Consider the following 21,837-nt stretch of genomic DNA (forward strand, 5'->3'; position numbering starts at 1 on the left):
ATTCCACCTTACTTTATTAATTTATCAAGAATATCCAACTGCTTCGGGGTCCCGATCGCGACCAATATATCATCTGTTTCGATTTTTGATTCCGCGACAGGCTGATAATTAAATGTGCCGCTGCTTCCTCTGATCGCGACAATATACGCCCCGGACTTCTGCCTGAGCTGCAATTCTCCCAAGGTTTTTCCGGTTAAATGGCTTTTACCGTCAACATCAAATTCCCGCATTTCCATTTCCAAATGCTCGCTATGCAAAACAGTATCCAAAAAGTCCATACCGATCGGTTTTGTGACCATAGCCGCCAGACGTTTTCCGGCAATGAAATAAGGGGAAATAACCCTGTTCGCTCCGGCTTTTTTTAATTTTTCTTCCACATCAATACTGCCGGCTCGGGCTAATATTGTCATGGAGGGATTTGCAACTCGAGCCGAAAGCGTGACATAAACATTTGCGGTATCGGAATCATTCGCCGCGATCATTCCTTTCGCCCTTTTGATCCCGGCATTTTCAAGAACAGCATCATTGGCTCCATCGCCGATTATATATGGTATGAATTTAGCATCCAATTCGGTGGCGGTTTCCGGCTTATTGTCGATTACCATGTACGGAATCTTTGCCGCGTCAAATTCTGCCGCGACTTGATGCCCAACGCGCCCAAATCCGCAAATAATATAATGATCCTTCATCCCGTTTATTTTTTTCTCCATTTTTTTTCTCCTTCTATACCCAATAATTTCCCCTTCAACTATCATTTCGACGATCTGGCTTAAAGTATAAACCGCCGCGCCAACGCCTGTCACGATAATACCCATGGTGAATATTTTTCCAAGGGTATTTAAAGGATGGACCTCGCGGAATCCAACAGTCGACAAGGTAATTACGACCATATAGATCGAGTCTATAAGCGGCCATTTTTCAATATATGAAAAGCCAAAAATCCCAATGCCAATTATCGAAAGAAGCATTAGAACAGGTATTATCAGTCGTCTTAAAGGATTCATTTTATTAAATACACCGTAAAATCTCCCGGATGATAGTCGTGCCTTATTACAAATCGATCGCAAAGCCCTTTTGCCATTGCAGTGATCTCTTCGGGTTTTGAATAAAAATACTGCTTTTGGTTTAGGTCTTCGTCCTTTACATAATATAAGGCTTTGGACGAAAGGAAATTCACTCCTACTGCTATCTTACACAATTCGAACATCCTAATCAACATTGATTTTATGTATTCCATATGGATATCGCGGTCGGTAAAACAGATATTCAGCGCACCGCATAGAAAGATAAAATCGCGCTTTTCAATATTTTTTGTTTGAAGTATATCGCAAACATCGAATTTTGCCTGGGGATATTTTTTGCGCGCCATGTCGATGATCTTGGGAGCAATATCGAAGCCCGTGTATGAATATTTATAATTTTGTTTGCGCAAAAAGTCATATAGATCGCCAAACCCGCAGCCCACATCCAAGACAGAAAAGCTATCCGGCACGAACATATTGATAAGATCGGCAAAGACGTTGAATCTTATACCTTGGCTTTCCGGGCTCTTCCAGTCCAGCGACAAGAAGTGGTCTCCATAGGTCGAAAGCAGGTTTTCGTAGTAGTCCGCTTGTTTTTTGATGTCGGCCATAAAGAGGATTATAACATTATGAAACAATTAATTTAAACGATGAAATTATTTATACGCTTCTAGGCTCGGGCCTTTTGTTATTGACCTTTATTCGTCCATATTGGAACGCGGAGATTCATCAAAATTCCCTCCAAATTTTTGGCGAGGCTGCCAAGGGCTCCAAAATTTATTGATAATAGGACATCATGTCCTTGAAACAGAATGCGAGCTGCAAATGGGAGAGAACGGATCACAGATCGATGCAAGGCTATTCCCGGAGAACCAGACTTCTTTCTTGGCGGGACTGGTAAAAGGCCAAGATGCTACTTGGACAAAACTCTTTGAAGAAAAAAGAATAGTAAGCGGAATAAGGACCCAAAAGATGTCTCAATTGGATTTTTTGAGATCGCTATGGCCAAAAGCTTTTGATACGGCAACTCCCGCCGGAGAACATTTGGACCCTTGGTGGTTCCGGGTGAGGAATGAATGGAACGGTACGCCGCAAAACGAGATCGATCATGCTATTTCACACACTTTGGAAGTCCACTTCGGCATGCATATGGACAGAGCGAAAAGATCGATCGATCCCCGATTATCAAGCGACGGCGCCAAAGATTATCTTGCGGCACAAGGCTGCAAAGACTGGAGCGATCTGGCGGAAAAAGCAAAATTATTCCCAATGGTCAATTGCGTTCCGGCATATAAAATGAGCTTGATACTTGCATTAAGATCAATTTATTCTTGGGCTTTTGATCTTACAACTTCGGAAGGAAAACATCTACACTTTTGGCAGTTATTTCCTCATGGCTCAACACTTTGGAGCGATAAAAAAGATGTGATCGCCGCAGTCAGGCATGAAACCCTTGTTCACGATAATATCGAGATAAAAGATATCCCGCATAAATGCGGCATTAATTGGTTAAGATCAAAAGGGCTGATCGCATTAATGCACCAATATACTCTATTGGAGCTGATCAATTTATGTTTTATTGATGAAATAGCTAAAGGACAAATAAAGATCGAAGACCTCGATTATATTACCGACAATTACAAAACAATGGACCCTAGAGAAAGAGTGATGATCGAAAATATCAGATACTGTTTTCCCAAAGAATTGAATAGCCTCCTCGCAAAACGCATCGATAAAGAAACGATTGGATTATTTGAGGCAAAGGATGATGGAGATTTGAGAGTCTTTGTCTTGAAATATAAGCTCGACCTGGCGAAACTTAATACCGAAAAGAAATGGCACAATCTAGAAATGTCCGATCTCGTCCCCGCTTAGTAATTTAGATCAAGCCGTCTTTTATCATTCGTTCGGCGATCGCAACAGCATTAAAAGCCGCGCCGCGCCTTAAATTATCGGATACGATCCACATCTCGATGCCGTTCTCTTGGGAGATATCTTCACGGATGCGGCCGACTAAAGTATCATTTGACCCCTCACAATCGACTGGCGTTGGATAAAGACTTTTTGACGGATCGTCGACGATCTTTACAGTCGGGAATGCAGCCATTAGTATTTTAGCGTCCGCGATAGATATCTTTTTCTTGGTTTTAATATTTACCGATTCGGAGTGTCCTATTGCGACAGGAACCCTTACGCAAGTTGCTGTCACTTTAATATTTTTGTCCTCGAATATCTTCTGGGTTTCGTTTACCATCTTCAATTCTTCTTTTGTATATCCGTTATCGGCAAATTGGTCGATCTGCGGAATGACATTGAATGCGATCTGTTTCGGCAAATATTTCACATCGACTTTCGCTTTCGGGTTAGCTAGCAAAGTTTTTGTCTGCTCGTACATTTCGGCAATAGCTTCCTTGCCCCACCCTGATGTCGATTGATAAGTGGATACAACTATTCTTTCGATCCCGACCGTGTCATGGATCGGTTTTAATGCCATGAGCATTTGAGCAGTTGAGCAATTTGGATTGGCAATTATTCCTTTGTGATCTTTGATCGCGTGGCCGTTAACTTCAGGAACGATCAGTGGGACATTCGGGTCCATGCGGAATTCGGATGTATTATCAATTACGATGCAGCCTCTTTTTGCGGCTTCGGGAGCGAGAACTTTGGATATTTTTGCCCCCGCGGAAAACAATCCGATATGCATGACTTCGAATGACTTTGGTTCGGCAACCTCTACGGTGTATTCTTTACCTTGAAATTTTACTTTTTGTCCGGCGGTCCGCTCGGAAGCCAAAGGAAGGAATTTGTCGACTGGGAAATTCTGTTCCTCTAGGACCTTTATCATTACTTGGCCGACCATTCCGGTAGCACCCAATACACAAACGTTGTACTTCTTAGACATGTTTTACTCCTATCTTCTTTATTATATCAAAAAAATAACATTACGTCGAAGGGTTGCGCGGCTCGAAACAGCAACCGTAATACGTCGTACGATTCCAGTCGCGCGGCCGCAACCGAATATGTTAAACTAAATCGAATGTACATAATAACAGTCAAGCATTTCCATACAATAGTCCAGCACTGCCTTGATTATCTTCCATATGAAGCGGGAGGATTTTTGGGCGGAAGAGACAATGTGATCCTAGGGATATTCCCTCTAAATAATTTCGCAGGATTCGAAGGCAAGGAAAAATTCGAGGTCGCGTCATTTATGACATCGGCAGTCTATGAATACTTCAAAAAAAATAAAATGAAAGTTATCGGATTCTACCACTCCCACCCTGACCGAAATCTTCCGATACCTTCAAAGCAAGACATGCTCGCATCGCAAACAACACATGGAATAAGATCAAATATGATAGTAAGCATTGATGATAAGCTTGATGTAAGATGCGCGCTTTTTGAAACGATCGGTGGAAAGCCATCAAAACAAGTGATCAAAGTAGTTCGCGACGGCTCGATCGACAAGTATCTGATTTAATCCTCGGGTGGCTTGATCCTTTTTATCTGGTAAGGGTTCGCCATAAGAGTTGAATCGGAGCCTATCAATTTCTTCATAGCATTAATGTCAACGCTACCCCGCTCCGGTTTTTCGTCGATATGTTCGGGGATCGCTTCGATCGTTGATCTTTTTATATTAGGATTTAGAAGCGTTATAAGTTCCCCGTAATACACGATATCCGGCGAATCGCTTTTAATTTCCGACGCAAAAGTAAAATATTCTTTAAACTTTTTTTGCGTCCAATCGGGCTTCATGTTTATCATGAAGAAATTATAGCATAAAGACCACAACTCACCTCCTTCCGCCTGCGGCGGCTTTCCCCCTCTCTTAATAAGAGAGGGGGAATAAAAGGGGGTGAGTTAATACTTGACAATATGTATACGCTTGTATACTATATATCCAAGAGGTGTTTTTTATGGACAAAAAAGAACAGATCCTCCAATTCGTCACAGATCACATATCGAATAAAGGCTTTGCTCCGTCGATAAGAGAAATTGCAAAAGCGTTCAAGTTCGCGTCCCCCCGCTCCGCCCAAAAATATTTGGAAGCGTTGGAAGACGAAGGACATCTGATCCGCGAAAAAGTATCACGCGGGATAAAAGTCGCGTCGCTTTCGATGCAAACAGTTGTGCTCCCTTTTCTGGGATACATCGCCGCAGGCGCGCCTATTGATGTTATAGAACAAAGAGAAATGATGGAAGTACCAAAAGCTCTTTTAGGACGAAAGCCGTGCTACATATTGCAGGTCAAAGGCGAAAGCATGATCGAAGACCATATCTTGAACGGAGATTTCATTGTAGTTGAAAAACGAGAAACTGCCGATGACGGAGAAGTTGTCGTCGCTTTAATAAACAACGAATCGGCAACACTAAAAAAGCTCTACAGAGAAAAGACAAGAGTCCGCCTTGAGCCGTCAAATTCAACAATGAAGCCTATTTATGTAAAAGATGTGGCGGTGCAAGGAGTGGTCAAGGGATTATTTAGAAAATTTTAAGACCAGATAAAAAAGTTGAATAAAATAGCGGATGGGGTATAATTATGGAAGAAATGCAACACAAAACTAATGGCAAAAAAATAGAAAGTGACAAAATTTATTGTGGTGATTGCTTAAAAGTTCTCCCCAAGATACCCGATAATTCCGTTAACTTGATTATAACCTCGCCTCCTTATGCAGATAATCGTAAAATTATTTACGGCGGTATACACCCAGATCAATATGTAGAATGGTTTTTGCCTATTTCCAACGAGCTTAAAAGAGTTTTAAGGCCCGATGGTTCTTTTGTCCTAAACATCAAAGAGAAGGTTGTCGATGGGGAAAGGCATACGTATGTGATAGAACTAATTCTGGCTTTGCGCAAACAGGGGTGGTTATGGACCGAAGAATATTGCTGGCATAAAAAAAATTGCTACCCTGGGAAATGGCCAAACCGTTTTCGAGATGCATGGGAGCGTTGCTTACACTTTACAAAGCAAAAGGATTTTAAAATGTTTCAAGACGCCGTCATGGTTCCAGTGGGAAGCTGGGCCAAAAGCCGTTTATCCAATCTATCTTCCGTTGATCTCGTTCGCGATGAATCGAAAACGCAAAGCGGATTCGGCAAAAAGATAGTGAATTGGATTGGTCGAGATAAGGCATATCCTTCAAATGTTTTGCACATGGCAACAGAATGTTCAAATAAAAATCATTGCGCTCCATTCCCCATTGAACTTCCATCTTGGTTCATCAATCTTTTTACGGAGGGAGATGATATTGTCCTCGATCCATTTCTTGGGTCAGGCACAACAGCCTTAGCGGCGAAGCAGCTAAATAGACATTTTATTGGCATAGAACTTCACAAAGAATATTGCGAACTAGTCAAACAATATCTTTCTCAAACCAATATATCAATTTTCGAAAACTTAGCAGGAGTTGGGAAATAGTGAAAACAACAAACGCAGGATTGCAAAAACTTATTGTTCAATGCCTTAATGACTTCTACAATCGAAGAATGAATAGGCTTAACACTTTAAAACTTAAGCATGTCCTTCGCCGTAAAAATCCTTATCTCTACAAAGCGCTAGGCAATCAAAATGCCACTGAAATCATCGAAGAAATACTATCTGCCTATTTAAGTTCTTCGGATGAAGGAATATTTGGAGACGCTTTTTTTGAACCAATAGCAAAAGCTGTTTCCGGCGGAATAGTTTCTCCCAGCGAAGGAGTAGACATCGCGATAGAAACAAAAAAATAAATATGTTGCCATCTCTGTTAAATCCGGCCCGAATCAATATAATAGCAGCCAAAAAAAGCGTCAAAATGATGAATTTCAAACATTACGCAGTCGTCTAATGAAAATCAAAAAACAATTTGACGCAATTCTTGGACATGGCTATGGCAGACTAAAAACAGAACCATCAAAAAATCGTATCTATAGGGATATTTCTGGCCAAAGATTAGAGAATTCACAAATGAATTCTGTGATTCAAAAGGAGCCATTGTTTGGGAAAAGCTTCTTAAATTTAATAGTGGCGTGGAACAATAATTAAACGCCTCTCCTCCCACGACCTAACCCACTTCTCACATCCCGTTACCTCACATCTACTTTTATGTTATAATTTCAATCTACGGAGGCAAAATGCAAGACACGATCAAGGCTGATCTCAAAGAATCAATTAGCGTTAAAAACGACGTATTAAACGCCCTCGTTCCAAAGATCGAAGAGGCCGTAAAAATGATCCTCGCCGCACTAAAAACCGGCAATAAGATATTGATCTGCGGGAACGGCGGCTCGGCTGCCGACGCCCAGCACTTTTCGGCGGAACTTATTAGTAGGTTCAAAAAAGAACGCCCTTCTATTCCAGCGATAGCACTAACTACCGACACTTCAATAATAACTGCGATCGGCAACGATTATAGTTTCGATGTTGTTTTCTCCCGCCAAGTTGAGGGATTGGGAAATAAGGGAGATATATTTTTTGGGATATCCACATCAGGCAATTCAAAAGATGTAATTGAAGCAATAAAGGCCGCAAAGAAAAAAGAGCTAAAAACCATCGGCTTGCTTGGCTGCGACGGTGGAAAAATAAAAAATGAAATTGATCTATCGATAACGATCCCTTCAAACAATACGCCAAGGGTCCAAGAAGCGCATATTTTGATCATCCATATTTTGTGCAATCTTATAGAACAGGAGCTGTTCGCTTAAATGATCGAAACCATCTTAAAAAAAATCCTCCCGAATTTTTCAGGCAAAAAGATATTGATCGTCGGCGACATCATGCTAGATGAACATATTTGGAGCAAAGTAAATAGGATAAGCCCGGAAGCTCCAGTCGTTATTGCGGATGTTACACGGATATCTCATGTACCAGGAGGCTGCGGGAACGTCGCGGCAAACATCAAGGCGCTTGGTGGGACCCCGCTGCTCGTGGGCCTTGTAGGAAACGATAGCTCCGGCGACAAGCTTCTAGTTTCCTTGAACAATTGCGGCATTCAGACAAATTTAATTATCAAGACCGGCGGACGGCCAACAATCCTAAAATCCAGAGTGATCGCGGGAAGCCAGCAAGTTGTGCGCGTTGACCGCGAAGACAAAGGCCCTCTTCCCGTAAATCTATCAGAGAAAGTATTAAAGGCGGCATTAAAACAAATTAAGAACGCAGATGCGGTAATAATTTCCGATTATGGCAAGGGTATAACATCGGAACATTTGTGCCAATCGATGATCAAGGCCGCAAAACAAAACAAGATCCCGGTTCTTGTTGATCCCAAAGGAACAAATTATTCTAAATATAAAGGGGCGACTATCATCACCCCAAATCTTTCGGAAGCATCCGTTGCAAGCAAAGTAAAAATTGACGACGAGAAAACACTTTCAAAAGCAGGGAACTTCCTTCTTAAAACACTAGACCTGCAATACGCATTGATCACAAAAAGCGAGAATGGGATGAGCCTTTTTGCAAAAAATGGACAAGTAATTAATATTCCTGGAATAAAAAGAGAAGTATTCGATATAACGGGTGCCGGCGATACCGTGATCGCAACGATCGCTCTTTCCCTGGCATCGGGCGCTAAAATCGAAGAAGCCTGCCACCTTTCGAATATCGCAGGCTCCGTCAAAGTCACGAAGATAGCCACACAGCCCGTACATGCAAACGAGCTTGAAGCGGCGCTTGAAGAAAAAGAGCCAACATCGCGCAAAATAAAAACCCGCAAAGAGATCTCCGAGATCGCCAAACGATTGAAATCCGAGGGCGCTCGCATTGCTTTTACGAACGGGTGTTTTGATATTCTGCATCTGGGACATGTCAGATATTTAAAAGAAGCTAAGAAATTGGGCGATGTTTTAATAGTCGGATTAAATAGCGATCGATCGGTAAAATCTTTAAAAGGCTCCACCCGCCCGTATGTCTCCGGATTGGAAAGAGCGGAAATATTGGCATCGCTTGAGAGTGTTGATTATGTCGTGATCTTCGACGAATCGAGACCAGATAATTTGATAAGATCGATCGGCCCAAATGTTCATGTTAAAGGCGGAGACTACAAGATCTCGCAACTACCCGAAAGAAAGCTAGTAGAACAACTAGGCGGAAAAGTAGTTGTAATCCCCCCTACAAAAGGCCGTTCAACTTCAAATATCATTGACAGAATCCTTGGGAGGCAGCAATGACCAATTCCCTCACTCATCTTTCCCAATTTTGGAAGTTTAAAGCTATTTCACCCTCTCCCATTGGGAGAGGGGTTAATTGTAATAAGATTTCAAAAATAAAAAATTGGGTGAGGGCTGATTCTTTTTTGGTCATTGGGATCTGTTTAATAATAATGCTATCTATTTCAGCAAACGCTTGGCAAACGACCAAAGAACTCGAGAAAGAAGTCTCTGTCAAGAGAGCCGCCCTAAAAGCAAGCCCAACGGCAGACAATTATTTTGATCTTGCAATATCTTACGCTTATACAAACCGCATACAGGAAGGATGGGCACTGCTAAAAAAAGCAGACGAAGCGGATAGTCAATTCAAGAACAGGTCATACAAGGAATATACGGAGAAAGTCATAGCTGATCCTCAAGATTGGAAATTAAGATTTAGATTGGCTTTTTCCCTGTATTTTGCCGGAAAGAAAACCGAGGCTATTAGGGAATTAAAGAACGTATTGATAATAGATCCATACAATGTTTGGGCATGGGGATATATTTCTTTGATATATGGTGAAATAGGCGAAACCGATAAGGCGATCGAAGCCGCAAGATCGGGACTAAAAATAGATACCCTTGTCGCAGCTCTCCACCTGCTCCTTTCCGCCGGTTACTACAAAAAAGGGGATTCTTGGGGCGGCCTATTGGAAGGCGGGACAGCTTTAAGGCTCAAAGCCCAAGGTTACTGATATGGAATTCTTGAAAAGATTTTCTTTATTTATATTTTGCGTATTTATTTTAATTCTTTTTGTTTGGGCCCTTTACGCGCCAAAGCAGGACGTCACAAAACAGCTGGCAAAAACAATTGAAGAGCAAAAAGATAGACTGGACCTTCTGTATAAGGGCGTAACCTTCCAAGAGACATTGAATGGGGTCAAATATTGGGAGATCAAAGCGAAGTCGAGCAGTATTAATCGTTCGACAAGCATTGCGTCGCTTGAAGGGACCGAAGGGACCTTTTTTGAAAAAGGGCTTCCAACATTAAAGTTTGTTTCCCCCGCCGCGTCCTGGTTCATGGATAAAAAAGAAATAAAGCTTAAAAAAGTCATAGGCTATGACGCCAAATCGGACCAGAAAGACATCGAAGAACTTAAAGCTCAAGACCATAATGTACCGAGCTATTTCGAACTGCCGGGATCGTACAAAGGACGGGGAAAAGGATTTTTCTTTAAGTCCGAAAATTTAAGCTGGAACATAAAAGACAAACAATTAGTGTGCGATAACGGCCTTTGGCTTAAGAAAGGTGAGATCGCAGGTCTTGCAAGAAAACTTACAAGCGATGTTGCCATGGAAAAAGTCAGGATATCGGGCGACCCCAAAATAAATATCTCGAATGGGGTGCCTGCAATGCTTCGCGCGAAAGAATTTGAAGTCGACAGCGTTAGGAATATTTTGACCGCAAAGGATGGCGTCTCATTGAACGCAAACGATATAAAGATCGCGGCCTCCCAAGCTGCATACGAACAGGACAGCGGGAATATTAAATTGGCCGGCGGAGTCGCGGTGAATTATAAGAATTATAAAGCAACATCTTCTACGGCATTATACAGCGTTAAGAATGAAAATATGGTCCTATCAAAGGACGCAAAACTATTCCGCGACGGGAGCACATTAAGCGGGCAAGAGATATTTGTAGATATTAAAACGAGAGCGTTCTCGGTCAGGGGAAAAAGCAAGATAGTTGTCCCCGAAAAGGAGTTGAATAAGTAACATGAAAACAGCAGAAGAAGTTAAAGCCATGCCAAAGCTTGAAGCTATTGTCCAAAACGCAGGCCCCCATTTTGATCTCATAATCATAGGCGGAGGTCCTGCGGGACTGACAGCCGCGATCTATGCAGGGCGCTCGCGCTTAAAAATGCTCGTCATCGAAAAAGCGCTCGTAGGCGGCATGGCAACAACAACATTCCACATAGACAATTATCCAGGCTTTCCGGAAGGCATAAGCGGGATCGAAATAAGCCAAAGGCTCGAACAGCAGGTGCAAAAACTTGATGTGCCGATATTTTACGGCGATGTAACAAACGTCCACAAAGACAGGTCGATCGAAATTGATGGAAAAAAACTTACCGCAAAAGCTTTGATCATTGCGACTGGGTCCGAAACCTTAAAATTAAATGTACCCGGTGAAAAAGAACTTCGAGGGCGAGGCGTATCATATTGCGCTACATGCGACGGCGCTTTTTATCGTGAAAAGAATATCGCTGTCGTGGGAGGCGGCAATTCCGCTGTTGAAGAAGCCATTTATTTGACCCGTTTCGGGAAAACCGTTAATATAATCCACAGGAGAGACAGGCTTCGCGCCGATAAAATATTAGCTGAGCAAGCGACGATCAACCCCAAGATTTTTATCCATTGGAATTCGGTTGTCCAAAAGATCGAAGGCGAAAAAAAGGTTGAAAAGATATTACTCGAGAACGTGAATACAAAGATCAAGTCAAAGATCCCGGTTGACGGCGTTTTTATTTATGTCGGCATGAAACCGAATACGGATATCGTGAAAAAAATAGTCAAATTATCGGAAAATGGATCGATCGTCGCCGACCACGATATGAAAACATCGGCTCCGGGAATATTTGCATGCGGGGATGTGATCGATAAATCCTTGCGGCAAATAGTTACCGCTTGCGGAGATGGGGCGATCGCCGCGGAATCGGCCAGGAAATTCATCGAAGAAGGGAAATAATGCCGATCTTTTTTAAAGTCTTGAATTTAATGCTTCCACTGATACTTATCTCTTTTGCGGGCTTTGTCTTGGCTAAGCTAAAGAAATTCAACACCCAAACATTTTCGGACATGATAATATATTTAACCGCCCCCGCCCTATTTATTGTTTCTTTAAGTACGAACAGCTTTGAGACAAAAGAACTTTTAACGATAATATTGACTTCATTCCTGACCATTTGCTTGTCGGCTCTTTTTGTTTGGATATTAAAGAAAAGAATGGATATCCCCCTTGGCTTTTATCTTCCGGTAATTTTTATGAACTCGGGTTTTATTGGCCTGCCATTGATTCTCATGATGTTCGGGGCAGAAGGGCTTGCGCGCGCGATAGTTTACGACGTTGTGAACGGGCTTCTTATTTTTTCGCTTGGCATATATATTATCTCGAACAAAAAAGACAGGTTTGAAATATTCAAGACCCCGATACTATATGCCGCGGTAATCGGGATCCTAATAAATTATTTAAAAATTACTATCCCCTATCCGATCCAAATATCGCTTAGCATGGTCGGAAGCATAACTATCCCCCTCGCTTTGATAACGCTTGGGTATCAGCTCGGAAAAATAAAGATCAGGACGATCAAACTCCCCATCTTTGGGGCGGCAATAAGATTGGCATTTGGATTATTTATCGCATTTTCAGTGATCAAACTTTTCAATGTTAGAGGTGAACTTGCGAACATATTGGTCATTATGTCGGCGCTTCCATCGGCGCTAAACGGCATAGTGCTATCGGAAAAATACAGGAAAGAGGATTCCGATGTTATTGCGTCAACGATCGCCATAAGCATTCTGGCATCCATTATTTATCTGCCGATAATAATATCTTTGATAAAATGCATACAAAGCAAGACGAGCTAAGAAAAATATTAACAAATATGGAAAGAGTATTGGTCGCGTACTCGGGCGGCGTCGACAGTACATATCTTTTAAAAATGGCGTTAAATGCTTTAGGGAAGCATAATGTTCTGGCGGTGATAGCCTCATCTGAAACTTATCCGGAATTTGAAAAGAAAGAAGCTATAGAGCTTGCGGAAGAATTCGACGCGAACTTCAAAGTGATCGAAACAAGCGAGTTTTTGGATGAAAATTTCAGAAAAAATCCCGACAACAGATGCTTCTACTGCAAGAGCGAATTGTTCTCCAAACTGCGAGATATCGCGAAAGAATTAAAATATAATTTTGTCGTCGACGGCTCGAATGCTGATGACCTTGCGGATTATAGGCCGGGAGCCAAAGCTAAGAAAGAAAATGGAGTCAGAAGCCCTCTTCAAGAAGCAGCTTTAACCAAAAAAGAAATACGCTCCTTTTCAAAAGAATTAGGGCTCAAAACTTGGAATAAGCCATCTTACGCGTGCCTTGCGTCGCGCATCCCCTATGGAACAGAGATCACGCTCGATTCTCTAAAGAAGATCGACCTTGGCGAGCAATTCCTAAGAGATCTAGGATTTTCGCAATTAAGGGTCCGCCATCATGGCAGCATTGTGAGGATCGAGATTAATAAAGATGAACTACCTCAAATAATTGAAAACGACCTGTTGGATGTAATAAGCCGAAAATTCGAAAGCCTCGGATATACATATGTCACCCTTGATCTTAAAGGCTATCGAACTGGATCTATGAATGAATCCATCTTGACAAAGAAGGCTTAAATAGGTATAATTTATACCTATTATAGAAAGGAGCGCATATGAAGAGAATATATTTGGATTACGCGGCCTCAACCCCGCTTTATCCTGAAGTTGTTGAAGCAATGAAACCATTCTATTCCGAAATCTACGGTAACCCGTCATCTATCCACCAATTCGGACAAGAAGCTAAAAAAGCGATCGAATCGGCTAGAGAAAAATTAGCGGAACTTCTTTCTTGCAGTCCCGAAGAGATCGTGTTTACTTCAAGCGGAACAGAAGCCGACAATTTGGCGCTTGAAGGCATCGCCTACGCGAAAAAGAACAAGGGAAACCATATCATAACGACAAAGATCGAACATCATGCCGTCCTCCACTGCTTGAAGTTTCTTGGAGGCCAAGGGTTTGAAGTAACACATCTTGATGTGAACAAAGACGGATTTGTAAACCCGGAAGACATAAGATCGGCGATCAAACCTTCAACAATTCTGGTATCGGCCATGCATGCAAATAACGAAATTGGAACGATTCAGCCGATAAAAGAAATCTCAAAGATAACAAAAGAAAAAGGAGTCGCTTTTCATACTGATGCGGTGCAAACTGTCGGCCATATCGAAACGAATGTAACAAAACTTGGCGTCGATATGCTTGCTCTTTCGGCTCATAAGCTATACGGCCCCAAAGGCATTGGCGCCCTATATATAAGGAAAGGGACAAAGATCATCCCGTTGATCCATGGCGGAGCACAGGAAAGAGGGAGAAGAGCTTCAACCGAAAATGTACCGGGGATTGTTGGCCTTGGCGTTGCGGCAAAGATCGCAAAGGATAAAATGCAGGAATTCGCCATAACCCAGACCGAATTAAAAAACATGCTTATTGATGGGATATTATCTAAGATAAAAGAAAGCTCCATTAACGGATCAAGGAACGATCGCCTGCCAAACAACGTCAATGTTTCAATAAAATACATCGAAGGTGAATCAATGCTCCTCAATTTGGATATGGAAGGGATCGCCGCGGGAACAGGCTCCGCTTGCTCTTCAGGATCGCTTGATCCGTCGCATGTACTGATGGCGATAGGCCTCAAGCACGAGCTCGCGCATGGAAGCCTAAGATTCTCACTTGGTAGACTGACGACAAAAAAAGATATAGAATATGTATTGGAAAAGCTTCCACAAATAGTTAATAAACTGCGGGCTATGTCGCCGCTGTATAAAGGAGAGAAATAATCATGGCTTCACCATATTCAACGAAGGTAATGGACCATTTTATGCACCCACGGAATGTTGGTGAAATGGAAAATCCCGATGGAACTGGGCATGTCGGAAATCCGACCTGCGGCGACATAATGGAAATGTATATAAAAGTTAAAGATAACGTCATAACCGACGCAAAGTTCAAGACCTTCGGCTGCGGCGCCGCAATTGCTACATCTTCAATGGCGACAGAAATGATCAAAGGCAAAACGATCGATGAAGCCTTGGCCGTTACAAATAAAGCTGTCGCGGAAGCGCTAGGCGGTCTTCCTGCCGTCAAGATGCACTGCTCGGTCCTTGCCGAAGAAGCTCTCCAATCGGCAATTGACGATTATTTAAAAAAAACTACGGGAAAAGGTCTTCCGGGATTTAAGCCTCACGATGATATCCACGAAGAAGTACACGGCAATTAATAACAAAAAAGTCCTGGCCGCAATGTCGGGCGGTGTCGATTCATCGGTTGCCGCAGTATTACTCAAACAACAAGGATACGATCTTGTCGGCATTACAATGAACCTCTCCTGCGTTGAAAATTCGTCCGACAGAAGCTGCTGCAGCGCGGAAGCCGCAAACGACGCAAAAAAAGTTGCCGATGCTTTAGGCTTCTCCCACTACACCCTGAATTACAAGGACGAATTCAAAAGATTCGTCATAAGTAATTTTATCGATGAATACAAGAACGGCCGCACGCCAAACCCGTGCGTCAGATGCAACCAGTTTTTAAAATTCGACTTATTAATAAAAAAAGCGAAAGAGCTTGGGTGTGATTATGTTGCGACTGGGCATTATGCACGAATTGAGCCCTCACCCCTATCCCCTGTCCCCTTCCCCCTTACTAAGGGGGAAGGGGAAAAAGGGGTTAGGGGTTATAAACTTCTAAAAGGAATTGACTCAAAGAAAGACCAATCATACTTTTTATACACAATGGGTCAAGAGGCTCTGGCGCATACGCTTTTTCCGCTCGGGGAATTAACCAAAGATGAAGTGAGAAAGATTGCAAGAAAAAATAGGCTTTCAGTTGCCGAGAAAAAAGAAAGCCAAGAGATCTGCTTTGTACCCGACGACGATTATTCAAAATACATTAAAGAAAACGCCCCAGAATTGGTCAAACCCGGAAATATAATTGATACAACAGGAAAAGTAGTTGGGCGCCATGACGGGATAGCATTTTATACGATCGGCCAAAGAAAAGGGATCGGAGCGCATAAAGGCAAGCCAAAATATGTTGTTGGGCTTGATACAAAGAGAAATGAGGTCATTATCGGCAATAACGATGATACGTTATTAGATAATTTTACAGCACATAGTGTGAGTTTTATAAATGGATCGATCCCGGAAAAAAGCATGGAAATAAATGCCAAAATTCGTTATAATTCAAAAGAAGCTCCTGCAGTATTATCGGATCTGGGAGAGAAGACCTTTAAAATTAAATTCAAAGAGCCGCAGAGAGCTCTCACGCCAGGCCAATCGGTCGTTTTCTATTTTGGGGACGAACTATTGGGCGGCGGGATCATTAATTAGGGGAAAACAAAAATGGCAGGAAAAAGGATCAAATTCTCGTTCAAACCGGAAAAAAGCTGCGAAAATGTACACCTCGCGGGTGATTTTACCGATTGGCAAACAAATAGCATTTTGATGAAAAAAAACAAGACAGGCGAATGGACATACACAAAATCGCTTACCTATGGCATGCATGAATATAAATTTATCGCGGATGGCGAGTGGCAGCCAGGGGAAAACTCGGTAATTCAAGTTGCCTGATAGTTTAATTTCAAAAATCAACGCCCTCAAAGCTAAACGCAATGCGGTGATCATTGCCCACAATTACCAAAATGAAGAAGTTCAGGATATTGCCGACTTCGTTGGCGATTCGCTGGAGCTGTCTATAAAAGCATCCCAAGTAACTTCAAGAGTGATCGTTTTCTGCGGCGTGCACTTTATGGCGGAGACCGCAAAGATATTGAATCCCGACAAGATAGTTCTTATGCCGGATGACAATGCCGGTTGCCCCATGGCTAATATGATAACCACAGCCGATGTGATTTCTCTAAAAAAAGCCCATCCAAACGCCGCAGTAGTAACATATGTGAATTCTTCGGCCGCCGTAAAAGCTAAATCGGATATTTGCTGTACGTCCGCAAATTCGGCAAAGATCGTAAATTCAATTACAGGCACGGACGAGATAATTTTTATTCCAGACAAATATTTAGGCGCGTACACGGGATCCCAAGTTAAAAATAAAAAGTTCTTCTTTTGGGACGGCTATTGCCCGACACACATGAGAATACTTCCCACAGAAATAGAAGACGCCAAAGCCGCACATCCTGGAGCATTAGTCCTTGTCCATCCCGAATGCAGGCCGGATGTGATAGCCATGGCGGATCATGCCCTATCCACCGGAGGGATGCTTAAATTCGCAAAAGGATCGAATACGAAAGAATTCATAATCGGGACCGAGGTTGGAATAATACATCGGTTGAAAAAAGAAAATCCGGATAAGAAATTCTACCCTGTAACAGATAAGGCGATCTGCCCTAATATGAAGCTTACAACTCTCGAAAAAATACTTTGGTCTTTGGAGGATATGAAAACACAAATTGAAGTTCCAGCTGATATTGCTTCAAAAGCTCGCCTTGCTATTGAAAAAATGCTATCGATCGGAAAGTGATCTAGTGGATCGATGGAGGAGGGATTACGGGCCCTTCCTTTTTGACACCTTTTGAACGCCTTCTGCGCAAGCCGCGGTCGCAAAGCTCATATATCTCTTCCATGAGGAAAGGCTTCCTCAAATATTCGAGGGCGCCTAAAGTGATGGCATTTGCATGCGAGGCTTCGGTGGCGTAAGCTGTGACAATTACAACTTCGATATCAGTATCGATCTCTTTTATCTTTTTTAATACTTCCAGCCCGTCCATGACTGGGAGTTTGTAATCGATGAAAGCCATATCGTAGACGCCTTTTTTGAGGGATGCAAACGCTGCCGGGCCGTCCGGATAGGTATCTACAAGATAATCTTTGATCTTAAGGATCATCTTGAATGATTCTAAAACTGAAGGCTCGTCATCTATGACCATTATTTTGATTTCTTGCGCCAACGACATTCTCCTCTTTGAAGTCAGTATCAACTTAGGAAACCAGCGACTAAATCCCGATGTGGGAATCGGGACAAGCGTCGCGGGTTCCTAACTTGTGTCATTTTACCTTATTAGCCCATCAGAGTGCAAGCCCCGATTTTCTATTTTACAAGAATAGATTATAGAGAATCGGGGCAAGTAGAATTTAACTTCTTAATATGATAAACTTATTAATAAAATTTGACATTTAAAATTTGTCATTTTTAAGGCTGGGTAGCTCAGTTGGCTAGAGCGAGGGACTCATAAGCCCTAGGCCGCCAGTTCAATCCTGGCCCCAGCCAGTTTATCCTTATCCTAATCCTAAAAAGGAAGCAATATGGAAAAGATCAAAACGCAAGAAAGGCTCCTATCGGCATGCGCATATTTATTCTTTGTGGTCGCGTTGTATATCATATTGACCGATAAGCGGAAAATCAAATATGATGCCTACAACGCCGCCCAAGCATTGCTCCTTTGGCTTTCTTATTTGCTGATTTTTATAGCTTTGCGGATCATTTATGCGCTCCTTTCGGGAATTCATTATTTTATCTTTTATGATATGCTTGTTAAACTAGCTTATATTTTGATGTTTGCTTATGTTTTCTACATTGCTTATTCAACTTATAATGAAAAGGAATTCTATATCCCGTACATTTCAAACTTATCGGAAAAAATATTATGATCGCAAAAAAAGCGCTGGAATCAATAAAAGAATATAAAATGATAGCTCCGGGCGATTCGATCCTTATCGCGGTTTCGGGCGGAGCCGATTCGACAGCCCTTCTTAATTTGCTTTATTCTAACAAGGAAGAATTGAAGATATCATCGCTTTATGTCGCCCACATGAACCATCTTTTGCGAAGGGAAGAAGCGGAGATGGACCAAAGATATGTCGAGAACCTTGCAAAGAACCTGGGATTGCTCTGCCTTTCCGAATCAGCTGATGTCGAGGCATATGCCGCCCGCGAAAAATTAAGCATCGAGGATGCCGGACGGCGCCTTCGATACGGGTTCTACGATGCCTGCGCAAAAAAAGTCGGGGCAAACAAAATAGCCCTGGGTCATACGGCCGACGATATGGTCGAGACTTTCCTGATGAGGCTATTGCGTGGAGCTGGACTAAAAGGGCTGACCGGCATCCCGCCTGTCCGCGGCAATATTTTCAGGCCATTAATTAAAATATGGCGAAAAGAGATCGACAACTATATTGCAACCCTAAAACTCGTACCCAGGATAGACCATACCAATTACGAATCAAAATACCTGCGCAACCGCGTCAGGCTAAAATTGATCCCCCAATTGAAAATTTACAATCTAAATATTAAAGAAATATTATTGCAGACAGTGCTGCTTTTGACGGAAGACTACCTTTACATGGAATCAAAAACGTCCGACGCCATAAAAGAAATGATCTCGCGCGAAAAAGAAGGCGAAATCGAGATCGAAGCGGACAAATTAAGGAAACTGCCCCTTCCTATTGCCGGCCATTTGATAAGGACATCGATCGAAAGGGTCAAAGGCAACCTTGCGGAGCTTGGCTTCTCGCATATCCAGAATATTATCAAGAATCTCGATTCGACCGAAAAATGGGAGCTCCACTTGCCGGACAGCACATTCGTCTTTGGCGCAAAGAATCTCCTGACAATAACAAAATCTGCCCCGAAAGCAGCCGAAAAGATATCTTTCCATTATAACCTTAAAGCCCCTGCAAGCATCGTGATCAAAGAAACCAATATTAAAATATCGGCTGAAATCCTCGAGAGCGCAAGCGGATGGAGCGAATCGCAAAATACCGCTGTCCTTGATTTCGACGAAACAGGGATAGACCTAATAATACGTTCCCGAAAAGACGGCGACAGGTTTTTCCCGCTCGGAATGCGGGGAGCAAAAAAAGTTCAGGATTTTTTTGTTGACTTAAAGATCCCCCAGGATATGCGCGATTGCGTCCCGATAGTTGAAGCCGCGGGCCGCATCGTCTGGGTTGCGCCGTACAGGATCGATGAGCGGAATAAAGTGACAAAAAAGACAAAAAAAGCTGTCAAGCTTAGTTTTGAAAAGATATGAGATACTTGCCTTACTTGGTGCAGGTCAATTCATTGGAAGAATCCGAATCGATCTTTTCTGGCATCGATGTTGATCCGATGGGAATCAAACTTATGGAAGACAAAGCATTATTCTACCCATTAATGCTTAAAGACCTGACGCCCCCCCAGGCAAACATCATTAAACAATATTTGTTATCATGCGGAGGAGAAGCTGTCTGCGGAAGAGGCGTCATTAATAATTCGATCAAGAATTCGGATGTCTTATTGCTTGCGACGCTTAACCAATACAGGAAGCTGATCAATAAGCTCAAGGCGAATAAATTCGCCCTTCCAGAAATTGCCCATATATTGGGCGAAACCCTAAAAAACATCGAGAGCGTTCCGCCGCCTATAAAAATCAAAAACCGTCCAACTTTGGATTTTGGCAAGAGAACCTACATTATGGGAATAATAAACGTGACACCGGATTCATTTTCCGATGGCGGCAAATTTTATGCTCCCCAAGCCGCGATCGCCCATGCAAAAAGCATGATCCATGCAGGCGCCGATATTATTGATATCGGCGGGGAATCGACCCGCCCTGGATCGCAGCCGATATCCGCCAAAGAAGAACTTAGACGGATAATGCCGGTCATTGAAACCTTAGCCAAAAACAGAAAATGCATCATTTCCGTCGATACGCAAAAATCAGAAGTAGCCGATATGGCGCTAAAATCCGGAGCCCATATTATTAATGACGTAAGTGCATTAAGATCTGACAAAAAGATGGCCAAGACAATAGCAAAATATAAAGCTTCGGTAATACTCATGCACATGCGAGGGACGCCGGATATAATGCAGGTAAAACCGGCATACAAAGACCTCTTTTTTGAAATATTAAGCTCATTAAAAGACAGCCTTGAAATTGCGAATAAAGCTGGTATACTATTTTCCCGTATAATAGTTGACCCGGGATTTGGTTTCGGCAAAAGCTTAAGTGATAATTTCATGATCCTTAGGAATTTGCGCACCTTCAAGGTGCTGGGGCGACCAATCCTTGTCGGGGCATCGCGTAAAAAAATGATAGGCAGTATTTTAGGCGTGCCGCCGGATAAGCGGCTTATTGGGACGGCCGCAACAATTCCGGTTGCAATTTTGAACGGGGCGAATATAATACGGGTGCATGATGTTTTTGAGATGAAACAATCCGCAAAAATAGCGGATGCGGTAATCGGAAGGAGATTGAGATGAAAAAGAAGAAAAAAACAAAAAAACCAACAGGCAAAAAACCGGCAAAAAAAACAAAGAAACACTCCAAAAATGCCGCAAAACACCAAAACAATAAGAAGGGCCCTAGGATTGCTTATTTAAGCCTTGGAAGCAACGTCGGTGACCGCGAAGAGTACATCGAACAGGCGGTGTTCCTTATTGGCAGGTTGAAAGGCGTTGAAATAATGAAGAGATCGGGCAATTACGAAACCGAACCGGAAGGCAATGCAGACCAGCCAAAATTCATAAACTGCGTACTAGAGATCAAGACAACGCTTGCTCCGCATAATTTGCTTGAAGAGCTCCAAACAATCGAGAATGCGCTCGGCCGCGAGCGTGAAATAGAATGGGGGCCAAGGACTATTGACATTGATATCTTGATCTTTGGTGATTTTGTCATAAGCGACGACAAGCTCCAAATACCTCATCCTCTTCTGCATGAAAGGCTGTTCGTTCTCCAGCCGTTAAAAGAAATAGCGCCAAGGCTTATCCACCCTATGCTTGAAAAGACCATCGTTGCACTCTACGACGAAAGAAAATCTGAACTTGGAGCCGATAAATACGATGATGAGCTCCCCGGCTTTAAAGAGATCAAAAAAGGCGGCGTTGACGACTACGAACGTTGGTAA

27 protein-coding genes and 1 tRNA gene are annotated in these 21,837 nt (G+C 42.6%); 23 read left to right on the forward strand and 5 right to left on the reverse strand.

Going from position 1 to position 21,837, the window contains the following annotated elements; all coding sequences use genetic code 11:
* Positions 1-8: 8 nt before the first annotated feature.
* Both HZC34_04910 and HZC34_04915 read right to left on the reverse strand, forming a co-directional pair.
* Positions 9-1,004: a potassium channel protein gene (locus HZC34_04910; protein MBI5701169.1), complete on the reverse strand. Its 996-nt coding sequence runs from the start codon at positions 1,002-1,004 to the stop codon at positions 9-11.
* On the reverse strand, positions 1,001-1,633 hold the full coding sequence (locus tag HZC34_04915) for a class I SAM-dependent methyltransferase (protein MBI5701170.1): 633 nt from the start codon (positions 1,631-1,633) through the stop codon (positions 1,001-1,003). The genes HZC34_04910 and HZC34_04915 overlap by 4 nt, the downstream gene beginning before the upstream one ends.
* Positions 1,634-1,802: 169 nt before the next feature.
* Between HZC34_04915 and HZC34_04920 the strand changes: the two genes are divergently transcribed.
* A complete protein-coding gene (locus tag HZC34_04920; GenBank protein ID MBI5701171.1) occupies positions 1,803-2,897 on the forward strand; it encodes a hypothetical protein in 1,095 nt (364 codons plus the stop codon).
* 4 nt (positions 2,898-2,901) lie between these two features.
* Here the strand turns inward: HZC34_04920 and HZC34_04925 are convergent, their stop codons facing one another.
* Positions 2,902-3,924 carry an aspartate-semialdehyde dehydrogenase gene (locus HZC34_04925; protein ID MBI5701172.1) on the reverse strand — a complete coding sequence of 341 codons (1,023 nt, stop codon included), beginning with the start codon at positions 3,922-3,924 and terminating at the stop codon, positions 2,902-2,904.
* Positions 3,925-4,059: 135 nt separating this feature from the next.
* Between HZC34_04925 and HZC34_04930 the strand changes: the two genes are divergently transcribed.
* Positions 4,060-4,503: a Mov34/MPN/PAD-1 family protein gene (locus tag HZC34_04930; GenBank protein ID MBI5701173.1), complete on the forward strand. Its 444-nt coding sequence runs from the start codon at positions 4,060-4,062 to the stop codon at positions 4,501-4,503.
* On the opposite strand, the gene HZC34_04935 is transcribed toward HZC34_04930, so the two are convergent.
* A complete protein-coding gene (locus tag HZC34_04935) occupies positions 4,500-4,787 on the reverse strand; it encodes a hypothetical protein (GenBank protein ID MBI5701174.1) in 288 nt (95 codons plus the stop codon). The two genes, HZC34_04930 and HZC34_04935, sit on opposite strands and share 4 nt — an antisense overlap.
* Positions 4,788-4,939: 152 nt before the next feature.
* Between HZC34_04935 and lexA the strand changes: the two genes are divergently transcribed.
* The 16 genes from lexA (at position 4,940) to nadA (ending at position 17,470) form a co-directional block, all read left to right on the forward strand.
* Complete coding sequence (gene lexA / locus HZC34_04940; GenBank protein MBI5701175.1) at positions 4,940-5,518, forward strand: transcriptional repressor LexA; 579 nt, start codon at positions 4,940-4,942, stop codon at positions 5,516-5,518.
* A 53-nt stretch (positions 5,519-5,571) separates the two neighbouring features.
* Positions 5,572-6,444: a site-specific DNA-methyltransferase gene (locus HZC34_04945; GenBank protein ID MBI5701176.1), complete on the forward strand. Its 873-nt coding sequence runs from the start codon at positions 5,572-5,574 to the stop codon at positions 6,442-6,444.
* Complete coding sequence (locus HZC34_04950) at positions 6,444-6,755, forward strand: hypothetical protein (protein MBI5701177.1); 312 nt, start codon at positions 6,444-6,446, stop codon at positions 6,753-6,755. The genes HZC34_04945 and HZC34_04950 overlap by 1 nt, the downstream gene beginning before the upstream one ends.
* A gap of 10 nt (positions 6,756-6,765) precedes the next feature.
* Entirely contained in the window at positions 6,766-7,050 is a 285-nt protein-coding gene (locus HZC34_04955; protein MBI5701178.1) for a hypothetical protein, read from the forward strand.
* Between the two features lie 89 nt (positions 7,051-7,139).
* Entirely contained in the window at positions 7,140-7,709 is a 570-nt protein-coding gene (gene gmhA / locus HZC34_04960) for a D-sedoheptulose 7-phosphate isomerase (GenBank protein ID MBI5701179.1), read from the forward strand.
* A complete protein-coding gene (gene rfaE1 / locus HZC34_04965) occupies positions 7,710-9,173 on the forward strand; it encodes a D-glycero-beta-D-manno-heptose-7-phosphate kinase (GenBank protein ID MBI5701180.1) in 1,464 nt (487 codons plus the stop codon).
* The gene (locus tag HZC34_04970) at positions 9,170-9,886 is read left to right on the forward strand and encodes a hypothetical protein (GenBank protein ID MBI5701181.1); all 717 of its coding nucleotides are present in this window, start codon (positions 9,170-9,172) and stop codon (positions 9,884-9,886) included. The genes rfaE1 and HZC34_04970 overlap by 4 nt, the downstream gene beginning before the upstream one ends.
* A 1-nt stretch (position 9,887) precedes the next feature.
* Positions 9,888-10,907, forward strand: a complete 1,020-nt coding sequence (locus HZC34_04975; GenBank protein ID MBI5701182.1) for a hypothetical protein — start codon at positions 9,888-9,890, stop codon at positions 10,905-10,907.
* Positions 10,908-10,935: 28 nt separating this feature from the next.
* The gene (gene trxB, locus HZC34_04980) at positions 10,936-11,880 is read left to right on the forward strand and encodes a thioredoxin-disulfide reductase (protein MBI5701183.1); all 945 of its coding nucleotides are present in this window, start codon (positions 10,936-10,938) and stop codon (positions 11,878-11,880) included.
* A complete protein-coding gene (locus tag HZC34_04985) occupies positions 11,880-12,779 on the forward strand; it encodes an AEC family transporter (protein ID MBI5701184.1) in 900 nt (299 codons plus the stop codon). The genes trxB and HZC34_04985 overlap by 1 nt, the downstream gene beginning before the upstream one ends.
* Positions 12,755-13,570 carry an ATP-dependent sacrificial sulfur transferase LarE gene (gene larE, locus HZC34_04990; protein MBI5701185.1) on the forward strand — a complete coding sequence of 272 codons (816 nt, stop codon included), beginning with the start codon at positions 12,755-12,757 and terminating at the stop codon, positions 13,568-13,570. The genes HZC34_04985 and larE overlap by 25 nt, the downstream gene beginning before the upstream one ends.
* A gap of 38 nt (positions 13,571-13,608) precedes the next feature.
* Positions 13,609-14,775 (forward strand): cysteine desulfurase NifS, encoded by a 1,167-nt coding sequence (nifS, locus tag HZC34_04995; GenBank protein MBI5701186.1) that lies wholly within the window; start codon positions 13,609-13,611, stop codon positions 14,773-14,775.
* A gap of 2 nt (positions 14,776-14,777) precedes the next feature.
* Positions 14,778-15,215, forward strand: coding sequence for a Fe-S cluster assembly scaffold protein NifU (nifU, locus tag HZC34_05000; protein ID MBI5701187.1), 438 nt, complete (start codon positions 14,778-14,780; stop codon positions 15,213-15,215).
* Positions 15,184-16,323: a tRNA 2-thiouridine(34) synthase MnmA gene (mnmA, locus tag HZC34_05005; GenBank protein MBI5701188.1), complete on the forward strand. Its 1,140-nt coding sequence runs from the start codon at positions 15,184-15,186 to the stop codon at positions 16,321-16,323. Before nifU ends, mnmA begins: the two co-directional genes overlap by 32 nt.
* A gap of 12 nt (positions 16,324-16,335) precedes the next feature.
* On the forward strand, positions 16,336-16,563 hold the full coding sequence (locus tag HZC34_05010; GenBank protein ID MBI5701189.1) for a hypothetical protein: 228 nt from the start codon (positions 16,336-16,338) through the stop codon (positions 16,561-16,563).
* Complete coding sequence (gene nadA, locus HZC34_05015) at positions 16,556-17,470, forward strand: quinolinate synthase NadA (GenBank protein MBI5701190.1); 915 nt, start codon at positions 16,556-16,558, stop codon at positions 17,468-17,470. The genes HZC34_05010 and nadA overlap by 8 nt, the downstream gene beginning before the upstream one ends.
* A gap of 1 nt (position 17,471) precedes the next feature.
* Here nadA and HZC34_05020 read toward each other — a convergent pair whose 3' ends face one another.
* Positions 17,472-17,897, reverse strand: a complete 426-nt coding sequence (locus tag HZC34_05020) for a response regulator (GenBank protein ID MBI5701191.1) — start codon at positions 17,895-17,897, stop codon at positions 17,472-17,474.
* A gap of 246 nt (positions 17,898-18,143) precedes the next feature.
* Here HZC34_05020 and HZC34_05025 point away from each other — a divergent pair.
* The 5 genes from HZC34_05025 (at position 18,144) to folK (ending at position 21,837) form a co-directional block, all read left to right on the forward strand.
* Positions 18,144-18,217 (forward strand) — tRNA-Met (locus HZC34_05025).
* Positions 18,218-18,252: 35 nt separating this feature from the next.
* Positions 18,253-18,597 (forward strand): hypothetical protein, encoded by a 345-nt coding sequence (locus tag HZC34_05030; protein ID MBI5701192.1) that lies wholly within the window; start codon positions 18,253-18,255, stop codon positions 18,595-18,597.
* Positions 18,594-19,979 (forward strand): tRNA lysidine(34) synthetase TilS, encoded by a 1,386-nt coding sequence (tilS, locus tag HZC34_05035; GenBank protein ID MBI5701193.1) that lies wholly within the window; start codon positions 18,594-18,596, stop codon positions 19,977-19,979. The genes HZC34_05030 and tilS overlap by 4 nt, the downstream gene beginning before the upstream one ends.
* Positions 19,976-21,190 carry a dihydropteroate synthase gene (folP, locus tag HZC34_05040; protein MBI5701194.1) on the forward strand — a complete coding sequence of 405 codons (1,215 nt, stop codon included), beginning with the start codon at positions 19,976-19,978 and terminating at the stop codon, positions 21,188-21,190. The genes tilS and folP overlap by 4 nt, the downstream gene beginning before the upstream one ends.
* Positions 21,187-21,837, forward strand: coding sequence for a 2-amino-4-hydroxy-6-hydroxymethyldihydropteridine diphosphokinase (gene folK / locus HZC34_05045; protein ID MBI5701195.1), 651 nt, complete (start codon positions 21,187-21,189; stop codon positions 21,835-21,837). The genes folP and folK overlap by 4 nt, the downstream gene beginning before the upstream one ends.

It is taken from the genome of Candidatus Saganbacteria bacterium, from assembly GCA_016223245.1.
GTDB lineage: Bacteria > Margulisbacteria > WOR-1 > XYC2-FULL-46-14 > XYC2-FULL-37-10 > JACRPL01.

What these genes read in the sequence shown, in the direction of transcription:
- HZC34_04910 (MBI5701169.1), bottom strand. Translation starts at nt 1,004, where the DNA reads ATGAATCCTTTAAGACGACTGATAATACCTGTTCTAATGCTTCTTTCG.
- HZC34_04915 (MBI5701170.1), bottom strand. Translation starts at nt 1,633, where the DNA reads ATGGCCGACATCAAAAAACAAGCGGACTACTACGAAAACCTGCTTTCG.
- HZC34_04925 (MBI5701172.1), bottom strand. Translation starts at nt 3,924, where the DNA reads ATGTCTAAGAAGTACAACGTTTGTGTATTGGGTGCTACCGGAATGGTC.
- HZC34_04930 (MBI5701173.1), top strand. Translation starts at nt 4,060, where the DNA reads ATGTACATAATAACAGTCAAGCATTTCCATACAATAGTCCAGCACTGC.
- HZC34_04935 (MBI5701174.1), bottom strand. Translation starts at nt 4,787, where the DNA reads ATGATAAACATGAAGCCCGATTGGACGCAAAAAAAGTTTAAAGAATAT.
- lexA (MBI5701175.1), top strand. Translation starts at nt 4,940, where the DNA reads ATGGACAAAAAAGAACAGATCCTCCAATTCGTCACAGATCACATATCG.
- HZC34_04945 (MBI5701176.1), top strand. Translation starts at nt 5,572, where the DNA reads ATGCAACACAAAACTAATGGCAAAAAAATAGAAAGTGACAAAATTTAT.
- gmhA (MBI5701179.1), top strand. Translation starts at nt 7,140, where the DNA reads ATGCAAGACACGATCAAGGCTGATCTCAAAGAATCAATTAGCGTTAAA.
- rfaE1 (MBI5701180.1), top strand. Translation starts at nt 7,710, where the DNA reads ATGATCGAAACCATCTTAAAAAAAATCCTCCCGAATTTTTCAGGCAAA.
- HZC34_04970 (MBI5701181.1), top strand. Translation starts at nt 9,170, where the DNA reads ATGACCAATTCCCTCACTCATCTTTCCCAATTTTGGAAGTTTAAAGCT.
- HZC34_04975 (MBI5701182.1), top strand. Translation starts at nt 9,888, where the DNA reads ATGGAATTCTTGAAAAGATTTTCTTTATTTATATTTTGCGTATTTATT.
- trxB (MBI5701183.1), top strand. Translation starts at nt 10,936, where the DNA reads ATGCCAAAGCTTGAAGCTATTGTCCAAAACGCAGGCCCCCATTTTGAT.
- HZC34_04985 (MBI5701184.1), top strand. Translation starts at nt 11,880, where the DNA reads ATGCCGATCTTTTTTAAAGTCTTGAATTTAATGCTTCCACTGATACTT.
- larE (MBI5701185.1), top strand. Translation starts at nt 12,755, where the DNA reads ATGCATACAAAGCAAGACGAGCTAAGAAAAATATTAACAAATATGGAA.
- nifS (MBI5701186.1), top strand. Translation starts at nt 13,609, where the DNA reads ATGAAGAGAATATATTTGGATTACGCGGCCTCAACCCCGCTTTATCCT.
- nifU (MBI5701187.1), top strand. Translation starts at nt 14,778, where the DNA reads ATGGCTTCACCATATTCAACGAAGGTAATGGACCATTTTATGCACCCA.
- mnmA (MBI5701188.1), top strand. Translation starts at nt 15,184, where the DNA reads ATGATATCCACGAAGAAGTACACGGCAATTAATAACAAAAAAGTCCTG.
- HZC34_05010 (MBI5701189.1), top strand. Translation starts at nt 16,336, where the DNA reads ATGGCAGGAAAAAGGATCAAATTCTCGTTCAAACCGGAAAAAAGCTGC.
- HZC34_05030 (MBI5701192.1), top strand. Translation starts at nt 18,253, where the DNA reads ATGGAAAAGATCAAAACGCAAGAAAGGCTCCTATCGGCATGCGCATAT.
- tilS (MBI5701193.1), top strand. Translation starts at nt 18,594, where the DNA reads ATGATCGCAAAAAAAGCGCTGGAATCAATAAAAGAATATAAAATGATA.
- folP (MBI5701194.1), top strand. Translation starts at nt 19,976, where the DNA reads ATGAGATACTTGCCTTACTTGGTGCAGGTCAATTCATTGGAAGAATCC.
- folK (MBI5701195.1), top strand. Translation starts at nt 21,187, where the DNA reads ATGAAAAAGAAGAAAAAAACAAAAAAACCAACAGGCAAAAAACCGGCA.